Origin of the sequence: Liquorilactobacillus nagelii DSM 13675, from assembly GCF_019444005.1 — a bacterium.
Taxonomy (GTDB): Bacteria; Bacillota; Bacilli; order Lactobacillales; family Lactobacillaceae; genus Liquorilactobacillus; species Liquorilactobacillus nagelii.
The window spans coordinates 2,365,589-2,382,005 of record NZ_CP049304.1; the positions used below are offsets into that span (position 1 = coordinate 2,365,589).

General features: G+C 36.3%; 13 protein-coding genes and 1 pseudogene. 8 read left to right on the forward strand and 6 right to left on the reverse strand.

Annotation, left to right across the window (positions count from 1 at the left end; translation table 11 throughout):
- Window positions 1–24: 24 nt before the first annotated feature.
- The 6 genes and pseudogenes from G6O73_RS11765 to G6O73_RS11790 form a co-directional block, all read right to left on the reverse strand.
- Entirely contained in the window at window positions 25–870 is an 846-nt protein-coding gene (locus G6O73_RS11765; protein WP_057885281.1) for an NAD(P)H-dependent flavin oxidoreductase, read from the reverse strand.
- A 14-nt stretch (window positions 871–884) separates the two neighbouring features.
- Window positions 885–1,571, reverse strand: a pseudogene (locus G6O73_RS11770) (SDR family NAD(P)-dependent oxidoreductase); the annotation flags it as partial.
- A 59-nt stretch (window positions 1,572–1,630) separates the two neighbouring features.
- Window positions 1,631–1,924: a hypothetical protein gene (locus tag G6O73_RS11775; protein WP_057885282.1), complete on the reverse strand. Its 294-nt coding sequence runs from the start codon at window positions 1,922–1,924 to the stop codon at window positions 1,631–1,633.
- Window positions 1,921–3,102: an acetyl-CoA C-acyltransferase gene (locus G6O73_RS11780; RefSeq protein WP_057885283.1), complete on the reverse strand. Its 1,182-nt coding sequence runs from the start codon at window positions 3,100–3,102 to the stop codon at window positions 1,921–1,923. Before G6O73_RS11780 ends, G6O73_RS11775 begins: the two co-directional genes overlap by 4 nt.
- Window positions 3,092–3,421, reverse strand: coding sequence for an AMP-binding enzyme (locus G6O73_RS11785; RefSeq protein ID WP_219935184.1), 330 nt, complete (start codon window positions 3,419–3,421; stop codon window positions 3,092–3,094). The genes G6O73_RS11780 and G6O73_RS11785 overlap by 11 nt, the downstream gene beginning before the upstream one ends.
- A gap of 70 nt (window positions 3,422–3,491) precedes the next feature.
- Entirely contained in the window at window positions 3,492–4,349 is an 858-nt protein-coding gene (locus tag G6O73_RS11790) for an AMP-binding protein (RefSeq protein ID WP_057885285.1), read from the reverse strand.
- Window positions 4,350–4,580: 231 nt separating this feature from the next.
- Between G6O73_RS11790 and G6O73_RS11795 the strand changes: the two genes are divergently transcribed.
- The 8 genes from G6O73_RS11795 to G6O73_RS11830 all read left to right on the forward strand — a co-directional run bounded on the left by G6O73_RS11795 (window position 4,581) and on the right by G6O73_RS11830 (window position 16,417).
- On the forward strand, window positions 4,581–4,862 hold the full coding sequence (locus G6O73_RS11795; protein WP_057885286.1) for a hypothetical protein: 282 nt from the start codon (window positions 4,581–4,583) through the stop codon (window positions 4,860–4,862).
- A gap of 530 nt (window positions 4,863–5,392) precedes the next feature.
- Window positions 5,393–6,589 carry an MFS transporter gene (locus G6O73_RS11800; RefSeq protein WP_057885287.1) on the forward strand — a complete coding sequence of 399 codons (1,197 nt, stop codon included), beginning with the start codon at window positions 5,393–5,395 and terminating at the stop codon, window positions 6,587–6,589.
- A 68-nt stretch (window positions 6,590–6,657) separates the two neighbouring features.
- Window positions 6,658–7,986 carry an Nramp family divalent metal transporter gene (locus G6O73_RS11805; protein ID WP_057885374.1) on the forward strand — a complete coding sequence of 443 codons (1,329 nt, stop codon included), beginning with the start codon at window positions 6,658–6,660 and terminating at the stop codon, window positions 7,984–7,986.
- Between the two features lie 162 nt (window positions 7,987–8,148).
- Window positions 8,149–8,835 (forward strand): hypothetical protein, encoded by a 687-nt coding sequence (locus G6O73_RS11810; RefSeq protein ID WP_057885288.1) that lies wholly within the window; start codon window positions 8,149–8,151, stop codon window positions 8,833–8,835.
- A gap of 9 nt (window positions 8,836–8,844) precedes the next feature.
- Complete coding sequence (locus tag G6O73_RS11815) at window positions 8,845–9,492, forward strand: histidine phosphatase family protein (protein WP_057885289.1); 648 nt, start codon at window positions 8,845–8,847, stop codon at window positions 9,490–9,492.
- Window positions 9,493–9,908: 416 nt separating this feature from the next.
- Window positions 9,909–11,336: an MFS transporter gene (locus G6O73_RS11820; protein ID WP_057885290.1), complete on the forward strand. Its 1,428-nt coding sequence runs from the start codon at window positions 9,909–9,911 to the stop codon at window positions 11,334–11,336.
- A gap of 32 nt (window positions 11,337–11,368) precedes the next feature.
- Window positions 11,369–13,636, forward strand: coding sequence for a glycoside hydrolase family 3 C-terminal domain-containing protein (locus G6O73_RS11825; RefSeq protein ID WP_057885291.1), 2,268 nt, complete (start codon window positions 11,369–11,371; stop codon window positions 13,634–13,636).
- Between the two features lie 24 nt (window positions 13,637–13,660).
- A complete protein-coding gene (locus G6O73_RS11830) occupies window positions 13,661–16,417 on the forward strand; it encodes an alpha-L-rhamnosidase (RefSeq protein WP_057885292.1) in 2,757 nt (918 codons plus the stop codon).

A 16,417-nucleotide genomic window follows, 5' to 3' on the forward strand; every position in this document is an offset into this window, starting at 1 on the left:
GCAGCTAACTTTAGTGAACAGCCTTTATTTATTTATTATTCGCTGAATGATCTTTTCGGCGGGTTCGATGTGGGTAATTCGATCAGCTACTTGACCAGCCATAAAAGCACCATTTTTTAAATCACCATCCTGAACGGCTGCTTTTAATGAGGCATTGGTCGAGGATTGACCGGGATGTTTGAGAACGCGTGCCCAATAACCACTGGAGGTTTTCGCCAACATCGTGCCAGGGTTACTACTTTGACACAACAAATTCCGATATTCGGAAGCTATTTGGCATTCCTCTGCGGCTAAAAAAGCTGTTCCAGCCTGGACACCAGCTGCACCGAGAATTTTCACGGCTTGGAAGTCAGGGTAATCATATATTCCTCCGGCAGCCAAAACAGGTAGATCGCTAATAGCAGTAACTTGAGGGATTAAAGTAAAGGTTGTTTCAGTTCCAACATGACCGCCAGCTTCAATTCCCTCAGCAATTAATCCATTGATTGGAAGCTGTAGCATCTTTTGTGCAATTTTTATATTAGGAATTACTGGAAAAACCTTAATTCCAGCCAGATTTAATTGTGAGAGATATTTAGCTGGGTTACCAGCACCGGTTGTAACAATAGCAATCTTTTCTTGACAAACGATTTTGACTAACTCTTGAATATTCGGTTCCAATAACATCAAATTAACGCCAAATGGTTGCTGCGTTAGTTGACGAGTTTTTTGAATCATGTCTTGAAGTTGTTGAGCTGATCGACCACCACTACCAATAATTCCTAAAGCACCAGCATTTGATACCGCGGCGACTAGTTCCGGATTACTTGCCCAAGCCATACCACCTTGAAATAACGGATATTTTAAGCCAAGCGCTTGATACCATTCCATTAGTTACATCCCCTTTAAATTAATTCATGAAAAATTGGTTCTTCCCAATACCCTAGTTTATCCCCATTAACAGAATAAATCATGCCAGTTTTTTTTGTTTTTAATAAACGATTAATTATAAATTCGGCGACTTGTTTACTTGAACCGAGTTCCCATTCAGCAGGCAACTTTCCAGTAAAATGCTTTTTTATTTTTTCAATAGCCGGTAAAGTCATATTCGTTTTAGCTGCTGGGGCCACACAGTTGACCCTTAAATCAAAACGCTTTAACTCTAAAGCAAGTGTTTTGGTCAAACCGATAATTCCAGCTTTTGCAGCCGAATAATTGGCCTGACCCGGATTACCAAATAAAGCCGATTTTGAAGTTAACATCACAATTTGACCACTAGGATTTATTTGATTAGTAAAATAATGGGTAACGTTAAACGTCCCAGTGAGGTTAGTAGTTATGACTTGATCCCAATTTTGGGTTGACAATTTAATCCACCAATTATCGGCAATGTTTCCTGCATTATTAATTAAAAAATCAATTTTCCCGCTAGTTAGCGCAGCCTGTCTAACAGCCAAACGATCGCAAACATCAAAAACGGCAATTTGAACAGTAGCCGTAGGAAAGTAATTCAAAAGTTCGTTTCTTCTAGTCTGTAGTTTAGTTGAATCACGGCCGGCTAAAATTAGCTTATAATTTTGTTTTGCAGCTTGTTGTGCTAATGCTCAACCAATACCTCGGGTTGCTCCGGTAATTAAAATTGTTTGCTTGTTCATTTTGCCCAACTTCCTTTAGCAATTACTGATTGCTGAATATTTTTGATTTGGAAAAAGTTGATTGAGGTTTCAAATAATAGATAGTCATTAAGATAGGCCGGATGACAAAATTTGATGGTGGCGTTGGTGGGGATTTTTTTGAAATATTGTTGATATTTGCTTTCGAGAGTGAGCAATAATAAATTTCCAGGAATCACGATCAATTTTTGCTGATGAAGTGGATTTTCATCTTGGGTTAGTCGTAAAAAAGAAGTTACTTCTTGGTGGCTAAACTTTTTAAAAAAATTCATTCCATGATTCCTCCGCTAATAAAATTAATTGCATTTTTCCACCACTTATTTCCAATTAAAAGACTAATTCCCATTCCACCGGCGACACATAAAGTAGCAATTCCTAAGCAGGGGCGATTAATTAAGTTCAGGCGATTTAATAATCTGGCAATTAAGATTTCCCCAGTTGCACCGTAAGGGTGACCAAAGGCTAATGCACCTCCAAAAGCGTTTAGTTTGGCGTCAGTTAAATTAAAATGGTTTTTAAAAAGAAGCGCTTGAACCGCAAAAGCTTCGTTCAATTCAATTGCAGTTATTTCTGATACTTGAAGTGAGAATTTTTTTAAAAGCTTTTCAGTTGCCTTAATCGGGCCGAATAAAAATGCTTCTGGATCAAGGGCTACAGTAATTTGGCCGAGATAAAGCCCTTGAAATTCAAGCGGTAAAGTTGGCTGAGCAAGAATCACTGATGCAGCTCCATCGTTAATTGGACAGCTATTACCAGCTGTGGCCGTTCCATTGGCTGAAAACGCTGGTTTTAATTTTGCTAGTTTTTCAAGTGAAGTATCAAAACGGACAGTTTGATCTAAACAAATATTTTTAGTTGTTGATTGATAAGGAATGATTTCTGGTTGTAATTTACCAGAAATAATTGCTTGCATAGCCTTCCGATGACTGCTTAGCGCGTATTGATTCTGAGCTAAGCGAGAGATTTTCTTTTTCTTGGCAGTTAAATCGGCAATTATTCCCATATCTAAATCACTAAAGCCGTCAGGTGTCATTCTAAATCTTTTAATGGGTCGCTTTGAATTAGCATCAAGTACAATGTTGGCTGTTGAAGTACTCTCAACACCGCCAGTACAGATCAAGCTGGCATCTTTTACTTTAATTAGATTAGCGGCAGTAATGATAGCTGCTAGACTGGAACCGCATTGACAATCAATCGTTTGTGCGGGTATAGTACTTACAAATCCAGCTTGTAAGGCACAGCGACGTGCTAAATTGCCCCCTTGATTAGTGACATTTCCCAAAATAACTTGATTTATTTCAGCTTGTTTAATTTGAGGAATCGCTGCAAATTGTTGGATGATCAAGTTTTGATAGAGCTGTTCTGGCATAATTTCTTGATAAACGCCATTAATTTTACCAATTGGTAAACGTGTTGCGGCAACAATGCCAACTGGAGAGTTAAATTTCATCGTATTCACCATTCCTATAAGCCTGAGCTAATTGAGATCTTGAAATTTTTAGATTGCTCGTTAGTGGAATTTCATTAGTTACTAAATAAATATTGGGACATTTGAATTTTTCCAATCGCTGGGCTAATTTTTTTTGGAGCTGCTTTTTAGTAATTGGCTTGATCATTAAAAGAGCAATTTTTTGCCCATAAACTTGGTACTCTACTCCAAAAGCAAAGCACTTCTGGCAAAGATCACTGGCGGCAGTTTCAATTTCCAGTGGGTCAACTTTATTTCCGCCATGATCAATCAAATCAGCTTTTCTTCCTAGTAAAAACAAGTGATTTTTTTTCAAAAAGCCTAAATCATCTGTAACCCAATTTTTTGGAGGAGTTTGAGCTAAATAACCGCTAAATTAGGTAAGGGCTGGTAACGATAATTTCTTGCTGTAAGCCAATTGAAACTTGAGTATTTGGAAATAATTGACCTGCGGAAGATTTAAATTTTCCATTAGTTATATCTTGCCAACTAATAAAGCTTGTCTCAGAACTACCATAAAATTCAAATAACTTCACTTGGGGAAATTGCTGTTTAATTTTTTTAATGCCTTGAGATGTCAAAGTTCCACCACCTAAGAAGATAGTTCTTAAATTGTTAGGCGGAATGTTATGGTTGTTTGAGCTCTGTAATAAAAAAGTTGGTACTGAAAATAAACAGGCATCTCCGCTTAAGCTGTTTAACTGGTGAATGTTATCAATTAAATAGAACTTTTTTCCTAAGTAAATAGCTAACATTAATGTATGTAAACCGAGAGAAGTTGTTAGTGGACTGCTGGTGGCGATACTTTGAACAGCGTCTAGGTTAAACAATTTGCGACAGCAATCAAAGCCCTTCTTCCATGAGAGCCAATTGCGCCGATAAACTTTAGGTTGACCGGTCGTGCCAGAAGTCAGTCCGAAGAAGAAAGGTTCCGTTGCTAAATCCTTAATTTTTAAATCGAATTGGTCAGTTACAAAAGATCCTATCAGAGGATAATTTCCTGTCTGGACAATGGCTAAAAAATCCGTAATAAACTTAAGCGGATCATTTTCGGTTAATTTGATGATTTTCTCTGAGTTGTTGTCAAAACGTTTAGTTGCCTTTTGAACTAGTTTGAATAATTGCCAGTAAGTATAATCTTTTCCGGCTGAGCTAATCACTGGTTGTGAACCGAATTTGGTTAGTAAATCTTTTAGTGGAAATTGATTTTTAGATTCCGTTTTTATCAAGTCCTTATAGCATAAATTAGAATCATTTTACGAAAATTCGCTAGTTTTGTAAACCTATTTATAAAATTAAGTTTACCGTAAATGGATGTGATTAAAAAGTTTTCCTGACGATTTTTTGAGAAAGACAAATTTTTAACAGCTTCTTAACAGTAGCAGCCGAATCTTAACACTGTTTTAACAACTAAGAGAGTAGGATACGAATAGTAGTAAATAAAGCTGGAGGTGAAAGTTATGCTAGAAGAATATGTATTTAATGATATCTTAGAGAGGTTGAATCGCCAAAGAACAGTTGAAGAGTTAAAAACAAAAATTAAACAAAAAGAAGCTGGAGTGATCCAAAGTGTCTCAGGCGATTTAATTTTGCCAGATATTGAACTTGTATATTATTTTGATCAACAACACCTTTTGCAGATTGATTATTCTTTTTCAGATAACGTTTCGAGTGAAACCCGAAAGTTTTGGGAGTCAATAATAGTAGCTTTGATCAAAAGTAATAAAAATTTAAATGAATGAGTTTGTAAGTAAAAAATAGCAGAGTTAATTTAAATTAAGCTGATTTGGTTGACATTTTTTCTTGAAGTGAGATAATTAATTTCCTCATGAGGCAATGAAACTGCCCATGAGCAGAATCAACAAAGTAGATTATTTAATAAAAGTTAAGGCAAAATTTCCTAATTTTAGTTAGGTAGTGAATGCCCCAAATTTTTTACACGCTACTTTGACAAGCTTTACCAAAAACTAAGATCTGGTTGTGGAGCAGTATAGCTTCGCTGTAAAGATTTAATTCGTGGGCAACATTACGACTTTAAAGGCTTTGGTAATTAGCATGTAAGACCTGCTTGCAGGCAATCGCGTTGTGGTTGCGCTGTTAGGTACAGTTTTCACAAACTTCTGGCTTTAGTTGGAAGTGGTTAACAAGCGATGACGTTCGCCAAATATTAATGACGTCTGAAAAACTCTTTTTTCTGAAAAGTTAAAAGATTGTTTTTCAGACGTCTTTTTTTGTGTCAACGATGGCGATGTGGTAAAAGGGGGATGATTAAATGGAACATCAGCGAAAAAAGCGCGAAATAATTATTGGTTTTGTATTATTTATGGGTTTAGTTAATTTTTTTGCGGACATGACTCATGAAGGAGCAAGGAGTATTTACGGATCTTATTTGGGATTATTAGGCATGAATGCTGCCAAAATTGGCTTTATTACTGGCTTTGGCGAATTTGTTGGCTATGCTTTACGTTTTTGGTCAGGAAGATATACTGATCGGTCAAAAAAGTATTGGTTGATAGCATTGGTTGGTTTTTCAATTAATATGGCAGCGATTCCAGCACTGGTATTGGTCAATAAAAATGGTTGGTTATTAGCTAGTTTTTTCATCGTAGCTGAGCGAATGGGACGAGCTTTACGTTTGCCGGCCAACAATACAATGCTGTCTTTTGCCGGGATGGAGGTTGGTGAAGGAAAGGCCTTTGCGATTGAGGAGTTTCTCGATTCAGTTGGCGCGTTTATCGGACCGGTTTATCTATATTTAATTATGTTATTCAAGCCGGTAGTGTCAGTCAATGATTATCGGTTATTGTTTGGAGCATTGGCTTTGCCAGCAATAATTACTTTGATTGTTTTAGGCAAAGCTTATAAAAAGTTTCCGCAACCAGAGAAGTTTGCAAGTAAACCACAATTTAAATCTTTGAATCAGCCAAACAAAGCACTTTTGGTCTATGCATTTGGAATTTCGATGTTTGCCCTGGGCTTTATTGATTTTCCAATAATCACAATGCATATTGCTCAACTAGGATTAGTTAGTACTGCTGATTTGCCGTTACTCTATGCCTATTCAATGCTGATTGGCGCCTTTTCAACCTTAATTTTTGGCTATCTGTATGATTGGTTAGGATTAAAGACACTTGTTATCCCGGCACTATTGTCTGCGGGTTTTAGCTATTTCGTATTCGGTAACCGAAGTTTGGGGTTGATTATGCTTGGAATTACACTTTGGGGAATTGGGATGGGAGCTCAGGAGTCATTGATGGAATCGGTTATTGGGACAATAGTTCCTTCAGAAAATCGAGCTTTTGGTTTCGGAATATTTGACATGATTTTTGGAATTTCTTGGTTCTTAGGTAGCTGGATTTCAGGAATTTTGTATGATCATTCGACTACTTTAATGATTGTTTTTTCTATTGGAACACAGTTGTTAGCAATACCATGCTATTTATTTGTCGCTTGGAAAAATAAAATTTAATAAACAAAACTATTTTTAGGCAATTGGAGATGAGAATTTTGAAACAAGAAAAAGTATTAACAAAAGGGATGAAATTTAAAAAGATTTCAACTGCTAAAAGTTTGAGTGAAGTAAATGGAACAATTCGGGTTCCACGAAATGCTAGTTTTTTCAAGACACTATTAGCGTATACAGGACCTGGGATCTTGATTGCGGTCGGATATATGGATCCAGGAAACTGGATTACTTCTATTTCTAGTGGTTCACAGTACAAATATCGTCTGCTATCGGTGATCTTAATTTCAAGTTTGATTGCGATGTTGCTGCAAGAAATGTGTGCTCGCTTGGGAATTGTAACCGGAAAAGATTTAGCTCAACTGACACGAGAACATACTTCTAAATGGGGGGGATTTTTTCTTTGGATTATCGCTGAACTGGCAATTATGGCAACCGATATTGCTGAAGTAATCGGCTCCGGAATTGCGCTTAAGCTACTATTTAAAATACCATTAATTGCAGGTATTTTAATTACAACAGCGGATGTTTTACTGTTGCTATTCTTATTGAAACTTGGTTTTCGTAAAATTGAAGCAATTATTGCTGCTTTGGTCATTACGATTTTAGGTGTTTTTTCCTATGAAGTGTTGTTGGCTGGACCAAATGTGGCTGAAATTTTTAAGGGCTATGTTCCAAGCAAACAAATTGTTCTTAATAACTCAATGCTTTATTTAACTTTAGGAATTGTGGGGGCCACTGTCATGCCACATGATTTGTACTTAGGCTCATCGATTTCACAAACACGATCAGTTGATCGGCATGATCCACAAATGGTAGCGAAAGCTTTACGTTTTAGTAAGTTGGATTCAAATATTCAATTAATAGTCGCTTTTGTTGTTAATAGTTTATTGTTGATTCTTGGCGCTGCTTTATTTTATGGGACAACTAGTAAAACGGGACAATTTGCTGATTTGTTTTATTCACTTGATAATTCAAAAATTATCGGGGGGATTGCTAGTCCTTTATTAAGCATTTTGTTTGCCGTTGCTTTACTAGCCTCGGGTCAAAGTTCAACTATTACAGGGACTTTGGCTGGACAAGTTGTAATGGAAGGCTTTATCCACTTGAAGGTTTCGCCTTGGATTCAGCGCTTGGTGACACGTTTGTTTTCGGTGACTCCGGTATTAATCTTTGCAATTTACTATCAAGGAAATGAAGTGGAGTTAGAAAAACTACTAACCTTTTCACAGGTCTTTTTAAGTATTGCTTTGCCATTTGCAGCAATCCCACTAGTTATTTTTACGAGCAGTACAAAAATTATGGGAAGGTTTGCTAATCGAAAATTGACGAATATTCTAGCTTGGCTGGCAACACTGGTTTTGGTTATTTTAAATGTCTATTTGATTTTTAACACGCTTTGATTGAAGCTTGTGCCGCTTGACTTGATTTGGTATACTGAAAAAAATTAATAAGCGATGACGTTCGCTAATGGAGTTCCTGATGACGTCTACAATGACTTTCTGGTAAAAGAAGGTTTTTGTAGACTTTTTTTATGAGAAAAAATTTTATACGAGGTGATTAATATGAAACCAGCAAGAAAAATAGTTCCAGCGTTGAATTCTGAATTAAGGACAGAAATTGTTAAAGCTCCAGAAATTATTAAAAATGCAACGGGAATTAATTTATATGGTAAGCGAATCAAAAGCATTATTTATACAATGGATGTGGCCGTAATCGCTAATTGTAATGCCGATGCTGTTCTAGCGGTTTATCCGTGGACACCAAATACTAAGATTATTGATGCAATTGCTACAATTTCACATGTACCTATTCTTGCTGGGATCGGCGGCGGCTTAACTAAAGGGTTACGATCGGCAACAATTGGCCTTTTTGCTGAAGAACATGGTGTTCAAGCAGTTGTGCTAAATGCCCCAACAACCATTGAAACAATAAAATCTGTTCATAAAGTTGTTGATGTCCCGCTGATCTATACAGTTGTTAATCAAAATGTTGATCTACGTGAGCGGATTCAGGCTGGAGTTAAGGCTTTTAATATCGCCGGTGGTAAAAAAACAGCTGAATTAGTTGCTTGGGTGCGCCATCAAATTGCAGTGGAAGCACCAAATTTTCCATTAATAGCATCAGGCGGCAGGACTACAGCTGAAATTCAAGCAACGATCGATGCTGGAGCAAATGCAATTAGCTTTACTGCCTATGGAATGACAGAAGCAATTTTTCAACACAAAATGGAACAGTATCGAGAAAGGTAAGGTTGTAATATGAAAAAAATTTATTTTGTGAGACATGGAGAAACTTACTTTAACAGGTTAAATCGCATGCAGGGGTGGTCGGATACACCGTTGACAGCTTTAGGAAAAACAACTGCTGTGAATTTTGGCAAAAAATTAATTGAAACAGCACCAAATATTTCTAAAAACATTTATTGCAGTGATACAGGACGGGCTAGTAAAACAGCTGCTAAAATCATTGAAGGTTTAAAAAATCAAAACAATCATAAATTTCAAATTGTATCTTTGAGTAATTTAAGAGAACAGTTTTATGGTAGCTATGAGGGTGTCTTGAAAACAAAAGTTTATCAAGATCTGGGATATCAAAATCTAGCTAAGCTTCTGGATGCACTGACACCCGATCAATTTCAAGATCAGTTAGCTCAAAAAGATCCATTAGGGTTAGCTGAAACCAGTGCGCAGTTTTGGCAAAGATTTTTATTAGGAATTGAACAAATTATCGAGTGGGAAAATCAACCAGTAGTAGTTATTTGTCATAGCGCTATTTTATTAACCTTGATGGCGCGATTTGGAACAGCAACAGAATCCATAGTAGAACCAGCTAATCTTTCACTAACAACTGTCGATTTTGAAAATGTTTATCATCCTCAAATTTTGACATATAACAAAATACTATAAACGATGAATTTAAAAATGAAAAGCGTGGGCTTAAGCAAAGCTGAAGCTCATTTTTTTATGGTTTGAAGAATAGCTAAATCAAACATTTTTAATTTTATCTGAGTTAGTGCTTGCCATTAAGTTGAATTAGTTTGAGTCTATTCTCGATTAATTTGCTAATTTCAGGAAGCTTTACATGATAGAAGTTTTCTTGTGATGAAAGCCTTAAATAAATGATTTGAACTCGCAAATTTTGAAAGCGTATTATTTAAAAGCGACAATTACAAAATATAGTTTGTTTTTACAAGAATGTTAACCGCTTACAGGATATCCTTAACTTGTGAGAACGTTTTCTAAAGTTTAAGAGGATTGGCCAGTTCGCTTAAATAATAATTTTGTTTTTTGCAAAAGCTTTTATTGAGCAGGAGGGAAACACTATGAAAGAAACAGCTAAAGCAGGATTTTTTCATAAAAAAGATCTTGGTGTTGATAGTCAAGGAATTCAAAAAACAATGCGATTTAGTGACTATTTTGCTGATGGTAGTGGACAATTAGTTTTAAATATTATTTCAGGTTTAGTTGGACAAATAACTTATTTTTATACGGATAAAATTGGTGTGGCTGCTGGAGCAGTTGCAACCGTGTTATTTATTGCCAAGATTGTCGATGCTTTTGCCCAGTTAGTCATGGGTCATATTATGGACAAAGGTAAGTCTAAAAAAGGAATTTGTCGTCCTTGGTTTTTAAGAATGGCCATTCCAGCTATGTTTGTGACAATACTTTTATTCTATGTACCGCAATCTTTTAATGAAACGGGAAAATTAGGTTATATGTTGCTTACCAATATTTTGTTAACAGCAGTAATTTATACAGCGATTGCAATTCCATATACTTCAATTATGTTTTTACGGACAAAAAGCCAAGAAGAACGTTCTATCATGGGAACTTGGCGGGCAGCTTTAGGATATATTGCTGGATCTTTTATATCAATGTTAGTTATTCCAATTACTAACTTACTGGGCGGTACTGCAGCTGCTTGGTTGAAATTAGCAATTATTCTTGGTGTTATTGAATTTCTATGTTTAATCTTTTTATATCGTCATTCTCGTGAAAATAGTGATGTTAATTCAACTGTTGTAGCTGCGAAAAATGTTGATGAGCATGTTTCGTTAGGTGAAGGTGCAAAAATCTTATTTAAAAATAAATATTGGATTATCATGTTAATTGTTCAGTTTTGTTTCCAGACAACTTATGGAATCAGCGGTGCTAGTGGAGCCTATTATGCAAAATGGGTGCTAGGCAGTGATAACTATGTTGCATTGATGGGATTAGCAGGCTTAATCCCCACTATATTAGGCTTTTTTATCATTTCGCCGATGGTAAAAAAATTCGGTGTCACCAAAACAATGAAAATTTCAGCCTGGGTTGTTTTAATTAGTAATGCAATTCGTGTGTTTATGCCATCAAGTTTAATTGCTACTTTGGTTTTTGGTGCAACAGCAACTTTAGGAACGGTTCCCCCAATGGCTTTAATCTCAGTTATGACTAACAATTGTGTTGATTATAATGAGTGGAAAACGGGCAAACGTTTATTAGGGATGACAAATAGTGCAACTGGTTTTGGTGGTCAGGTTGGTTCTGGTTTAGGAGCATCAGTTATTGGATGGTTGTTAGCTTTAGGAGCATATAATGATGCTGCCGCAACTCAACCGACAAGTGCGATTTATGCAATTTACAGTTTTTCAATCTATATTCCAATCATTATTCAGGTAATTATTTTACTTTGCCTCAGCCGTTATGATTTGGAAAGTAAAATGGGTGTGATTGTTAAAGACTTAAAAGAAAGAAAGAATAAAGCAAAATAGGCAATTATGAGATTAAGTCAGGAGAGAGAGAAATGGATTCAAAAAAAATAACTGAAATTATTGATAAAATGTCAGTGGAAGAAAAAGCGAGTTTTTGTTCAGGGGAAAATTTCTGGTTTTTAAAGAAAAATGAAAAATTTGGCATTCCACAAGTTATGGTTTCTGATGGACCACATGGACTACGTAAACAAGAGTCTAAAGCAGATCATTTAGGAATTGAAAAAAGTGTAGCAGCAGTTTGTTTTCCGGCAGGCTGTTTGAGCGCAGCTAGTTTCGATCCCGAAATAACTGAAATGTTAGGTGATAGTCTTGGACAAGAATGCCAACATTTTGATGTTGCAACCATCTTAGGCCCCTCGGTTAACATCAAACGTTCTCCATTAGGTGGAAGAAATTTTGAATATTATTCAGAAGATCCGCTAGTTGCTAGCAAAATGGCTACTGGTTTTATTAAGGGTGTACAAAGACATCATGTTGGAACCAGTATTAAACATTTTTTAGCTAACAACCAAGAAACTCGCCGAATGACCAGTTCTTCTAATATTGATGAACGGACTTTACGAGAACTTTATCTATCAGCTTTTGAGGGTGCAATTAAGAAAGCTAAACCTTGGACTGTCATGAGTTCTTATAATAGGGTAAATGGCGAGTATGTTGGTGATAGCAAGCACTTTTTAACAGATATTTTACGTAAAGAGTGGGGCTTTGACGGTATGGTCATGAGCGATTGGGGCGGAGTTAATGACCGTGTCAAGTCATTAAAAGCTGGTCTTGACTTAGAGATGCCAGGAACCGGTGAGGAAACAACCCAACAAATTATTGCTGCGGTTGAGAATGGTAGCTTAAGCAATAAAGAGTTAGATCAAGCTGTTAAACGGATTTTGACTTTTATTTTTAAATATGTCGATCAGCATAATTCAAAAGATCCACTTGACCTAGAACATGATCATCGCGTCGCTCAAACAGTAGCTGAGGAATCAATTATTTTATTAAAGAATGCAGATCAGGTGCTACCATTGAATTCAACTCAAAAAGTTGCGTTAATTGGTGAATATGCGGTAACCCCCCGTTATCAAGGTGGTGGTAGTTCCCACATTAACAGCTTTAAGGTTGTTTCAGCAGTTGCAGCAGCCGAGAAAATGGGACTTGATTTTGATTATGCGGCTGGTTTTAATGATCAAGATCAATCAGAAGGCGAAAAACTATTACAACAAGCGGTCGCAGTGGCTAAAAAAAGTCAAGTTGCAGTTGTTTTTGCCGGGTTACCTGATAGTTTTGAATCTGAGGGATACGATCGGACTAAAATGCAGTTACCAGAATATCAAAATAAATTGATTACTGCAGTAGCTGAAGTACAACCAAATACAATTGTTATTTTGCATAACGGTTCACCAGTAGAAATGCCATGGATTAATGAAGTTAAAGGTGTGATTGAAACATATTTGGGCGGTCAAGCTGTAGGCCAAGCTGTGGTTAATATTTTAACAGGAAAAGTTAATCCATCGGGAAAACTAGCTGAGACATTTCCAGTTCATTTAGAAGATAATCCATCATATTTATTCTATGGTGGTCAAGGTGATCAGGTTGATTATCGGGAAGGGGTGTTTGTTGGATATCGCTATTACACCTCTAAAAAACAACCGGTTCTTTTCCCATTTGGTCATGGTTTGTCTTATACAAGTTTTGCCTATAGCAATTTAATTTTAGATCAAGAACAAATTGATGATACTGACCGCTTAACTGTAAATGTGGACATCACTAATACCGGTAAAGTTGCTGGAAAAGAAGTTGTTGAATTATATGTTGCCTCAGAAAAAGGAAAGATAATTCGTCCAGTTATTGAATTAAAAGCTTTCCAAAAAATATTGTTGCAACCTGGCGAAACACAGACAGTATCATTTGAACTAGATAAGAAGGCATTTGCCTATTGGGAAACTAAATTACATGATTGGCATGTTGAAACTGGAAAATATACAATAAAAATTGGTAGTTCAGTGAATGATATTCGTTTAGAAAAACAAGTTAAGGTTTTAACAACAACGAGAATTCCAGTTGAGTATAATTTGAACTCGACAATGGGAGATATTCTTGCAGATCCAGTAGCAGGGCCTAAGTTACAAGCGATGATGCAACAGTCTGCACCAACTGATGTTAAACAAGATGATCCTGATGCTGCAGTTTCACAGGAAATGATGGTAGCAATGGTGCAATCAATGCCGTTAAGACAGTTATTGAGTTTTGTTCCTGGAGTAACACTAACTCAACTAAATCAAATGCTAACCGTTTTGAATCAAAAATAGCATTATATTAGGAGGAAATATACGATGGAGATTATTGAAATTTTAGTTGATTCTTTAATAAAACCAATCGGAATTGATACACAACAACCAACTTTTTCATGGAAGTTAGCTTCAGAGCAACAAAACACTGTGCAGACGGCTTTTGAGCTAAAGGTTTTTTCAGATAAGACTTTAATTTGGGACAGTAAAAAAGAAGTAAGTAGTCAATCAACATTTAATGTATATCAAGGGCCAAAATTGCAAGCACAGACTAAATATTTAGTTGAAGTGACTGTTTGGGATAATCATCATCAACAAGCACAGGCAGAAACAGAATTTGAAACGGGGTTATTTGGTGGCGATCATTTCAAAGCTGATTGGATAAGTACAAGTAAAGAAAGTCGAATAACAGGGTGCCCCGTGTTTTTTACCAATTTCTCAATTAAAGAAGAATTAGTAAGAGCTAGACTTTATGTTTCATCATTAGGAATTTATCAAGCTGAAATAAATCAGCAAAAAGTAGGAGATGCCTATTTTACTCCTGGTTGGACAAATTATAATCAGCGAATTCAGTATCAAACTTATGACGTAACAGAACAATTGAAAACAAACAACATATTGGCAATTACAGTGGCAAATGGTTGGTATAAGGGAACATTAGGCTTTATGCCTCAAGCAGAACGTTATGGAAAAAAAGTGGCAGTTATAGCGCAAGTCAAATTAGATTATGAAGATGGCACATCACAAATAATTGCAACAGATGAAACTGATTGGCAAGTTACTGAAGGTGCACTTAGAATGGCTGAATTTTATAACGGTGAAAACTATGATAGCACTTATAGCAAAGCCGTTGTTGAACCAGTTAAAGTTATTGATAAAGATAAGTCTTTGTTGGTTGCACAGGAAGATGAATTTGTTAAGGTTATAAAGCATTTTTCAGCTAAAAAGCTAATTCAAACACCTGCGGGAGAAACAGTAATTGATTTTGGACAAAATATTGCTGGCTTCGTGAATTTCAAAATTCAAGGAAAAACAGGTCAAAAAATAACATTGCGACATGCGGAAGCGTTAGATCAAGATGGTAATTTTTATACTGGAAATCTGAGTTTTGCTAAAGCAGAGGATACTTATATTTGTGATGGGAGTAAACAAGAATTTCATCCAAACTTTACGTATCATGGATTCAGATATATATCTTTAATAGGTTTTGAAGCTGATCAAATCGAGTTAGTGAATTTTACTGCATGGGCATTGTCTAGTGAATTAGCTAAGACTGGTTTATTTACAACTTCAAATAAATTAATTAATCAACTACAAAACAATATTGTATGGGGCCAATTGGATAATTTTGTGGATATTCCTACAGATTGTCCGCAACGGTCTGAGAGATTAGGTTGGACAGGAGATGTGAGTGCCTTTTGTCATACAGCTGTTTTTAATCGTAAAGCAGATAGTTTTTTCAAAAAATGGTTACGTGATTTGGCTAGCGAGCAAAGTGTAAAGCATGGAGTACCTCAAGTTGTTCCCGATATTGTTAATCAAGAAGGAACGGCTTTTTGGGGGGATGTTGCAACAATTCTTCCTTGGCGCCTTTATCAGACATATGGTAATCTAACCCAATTACGGGAAAATTATCCAATTATGCAACAATGGATTGAGTATATACAGAAACATACCAATGAAAAAGGACTTTGGCAAAGTGGCTATCAGTATGGTGATTGGTTGGCACTGGATGCTGAGCTACAAGGCCTGACTGATGAACGTGTTGGTGCAACTGATCGTTATTTAATTGCTAATATATTCTATGCTAATTCACTTAATTTAACTGCCAAGGCAGCTAATGAACTAGGGGAAGCTGAAGCAGCCGCCGCTTATCATGCGCGCTATCAAGACTTAATGACGGCCATACGTCAAGAGTACGTTACAGCGAATGGACGTTTGGTTAGCGAGACGCAAACAGCATGTGTTTTAGCGCTACATTTTAATTTAGTTCCAGAAAAAAATCGATCGCAGGTACTAGAAAGATTGATTAACAATTTAGCAGAACATAAAAATCATTTGACGACAGGTTTTGTTGGGACACCATTTGTTTGTCACGTGCTATCTGAAAATGGTGCACACGATTTAGCGCGTAAAATTTTACTAGCTGAGGATTGTCCGTCATGGTTATATGAAATCAGTATGGGAGCAACCACAATTTGGGAACGTTGGGATTCGATTTTACCTGATGGCAGTTTTAATCCTAAGAATATGAATAGTTTAAATCATTATGCGTACGGGTCAATTGGAGATTGGATGTATCGTGAAATTGGTGGTTTGAAGGAATTAGCTCCGGGTTATCGGAAATTTATGTTAAGACCACGGTTAACTAAGGGATTTACAGATGTTAATTTGAAATTCGAATCTGTTTACGGTGCAATTATTTGCAACTGGGAATGTAAAAATCAGCAAATTAAAGTAGTAATTGAAATTCCAGCAAATACCACAGCAGAAGTTTGGTTGCCAGAAAAAGATGAAAAAATAGAATTAGGATCGGGAAAATATAGTTATCAATATGCAACACAAACAAAGCTGGAAATTCCTAAATATTCAATGGAAACGCCCCTCCACGTGGTGCTGGAAAATGATGCAGCACGTGAGTTTTTAAATCAAGCAGTTCCTGGAATGCTGGATAACCAAATGTTGCAATACGTTCAAAATGAACCGGTAAATACAGTTGCTTCGTATTCTGCAGAAGCAAGACCACTTTTTGAAAAAGTTATTGAGGTTATGAACCAAGATTTTCAAGCTCACAATAATTAA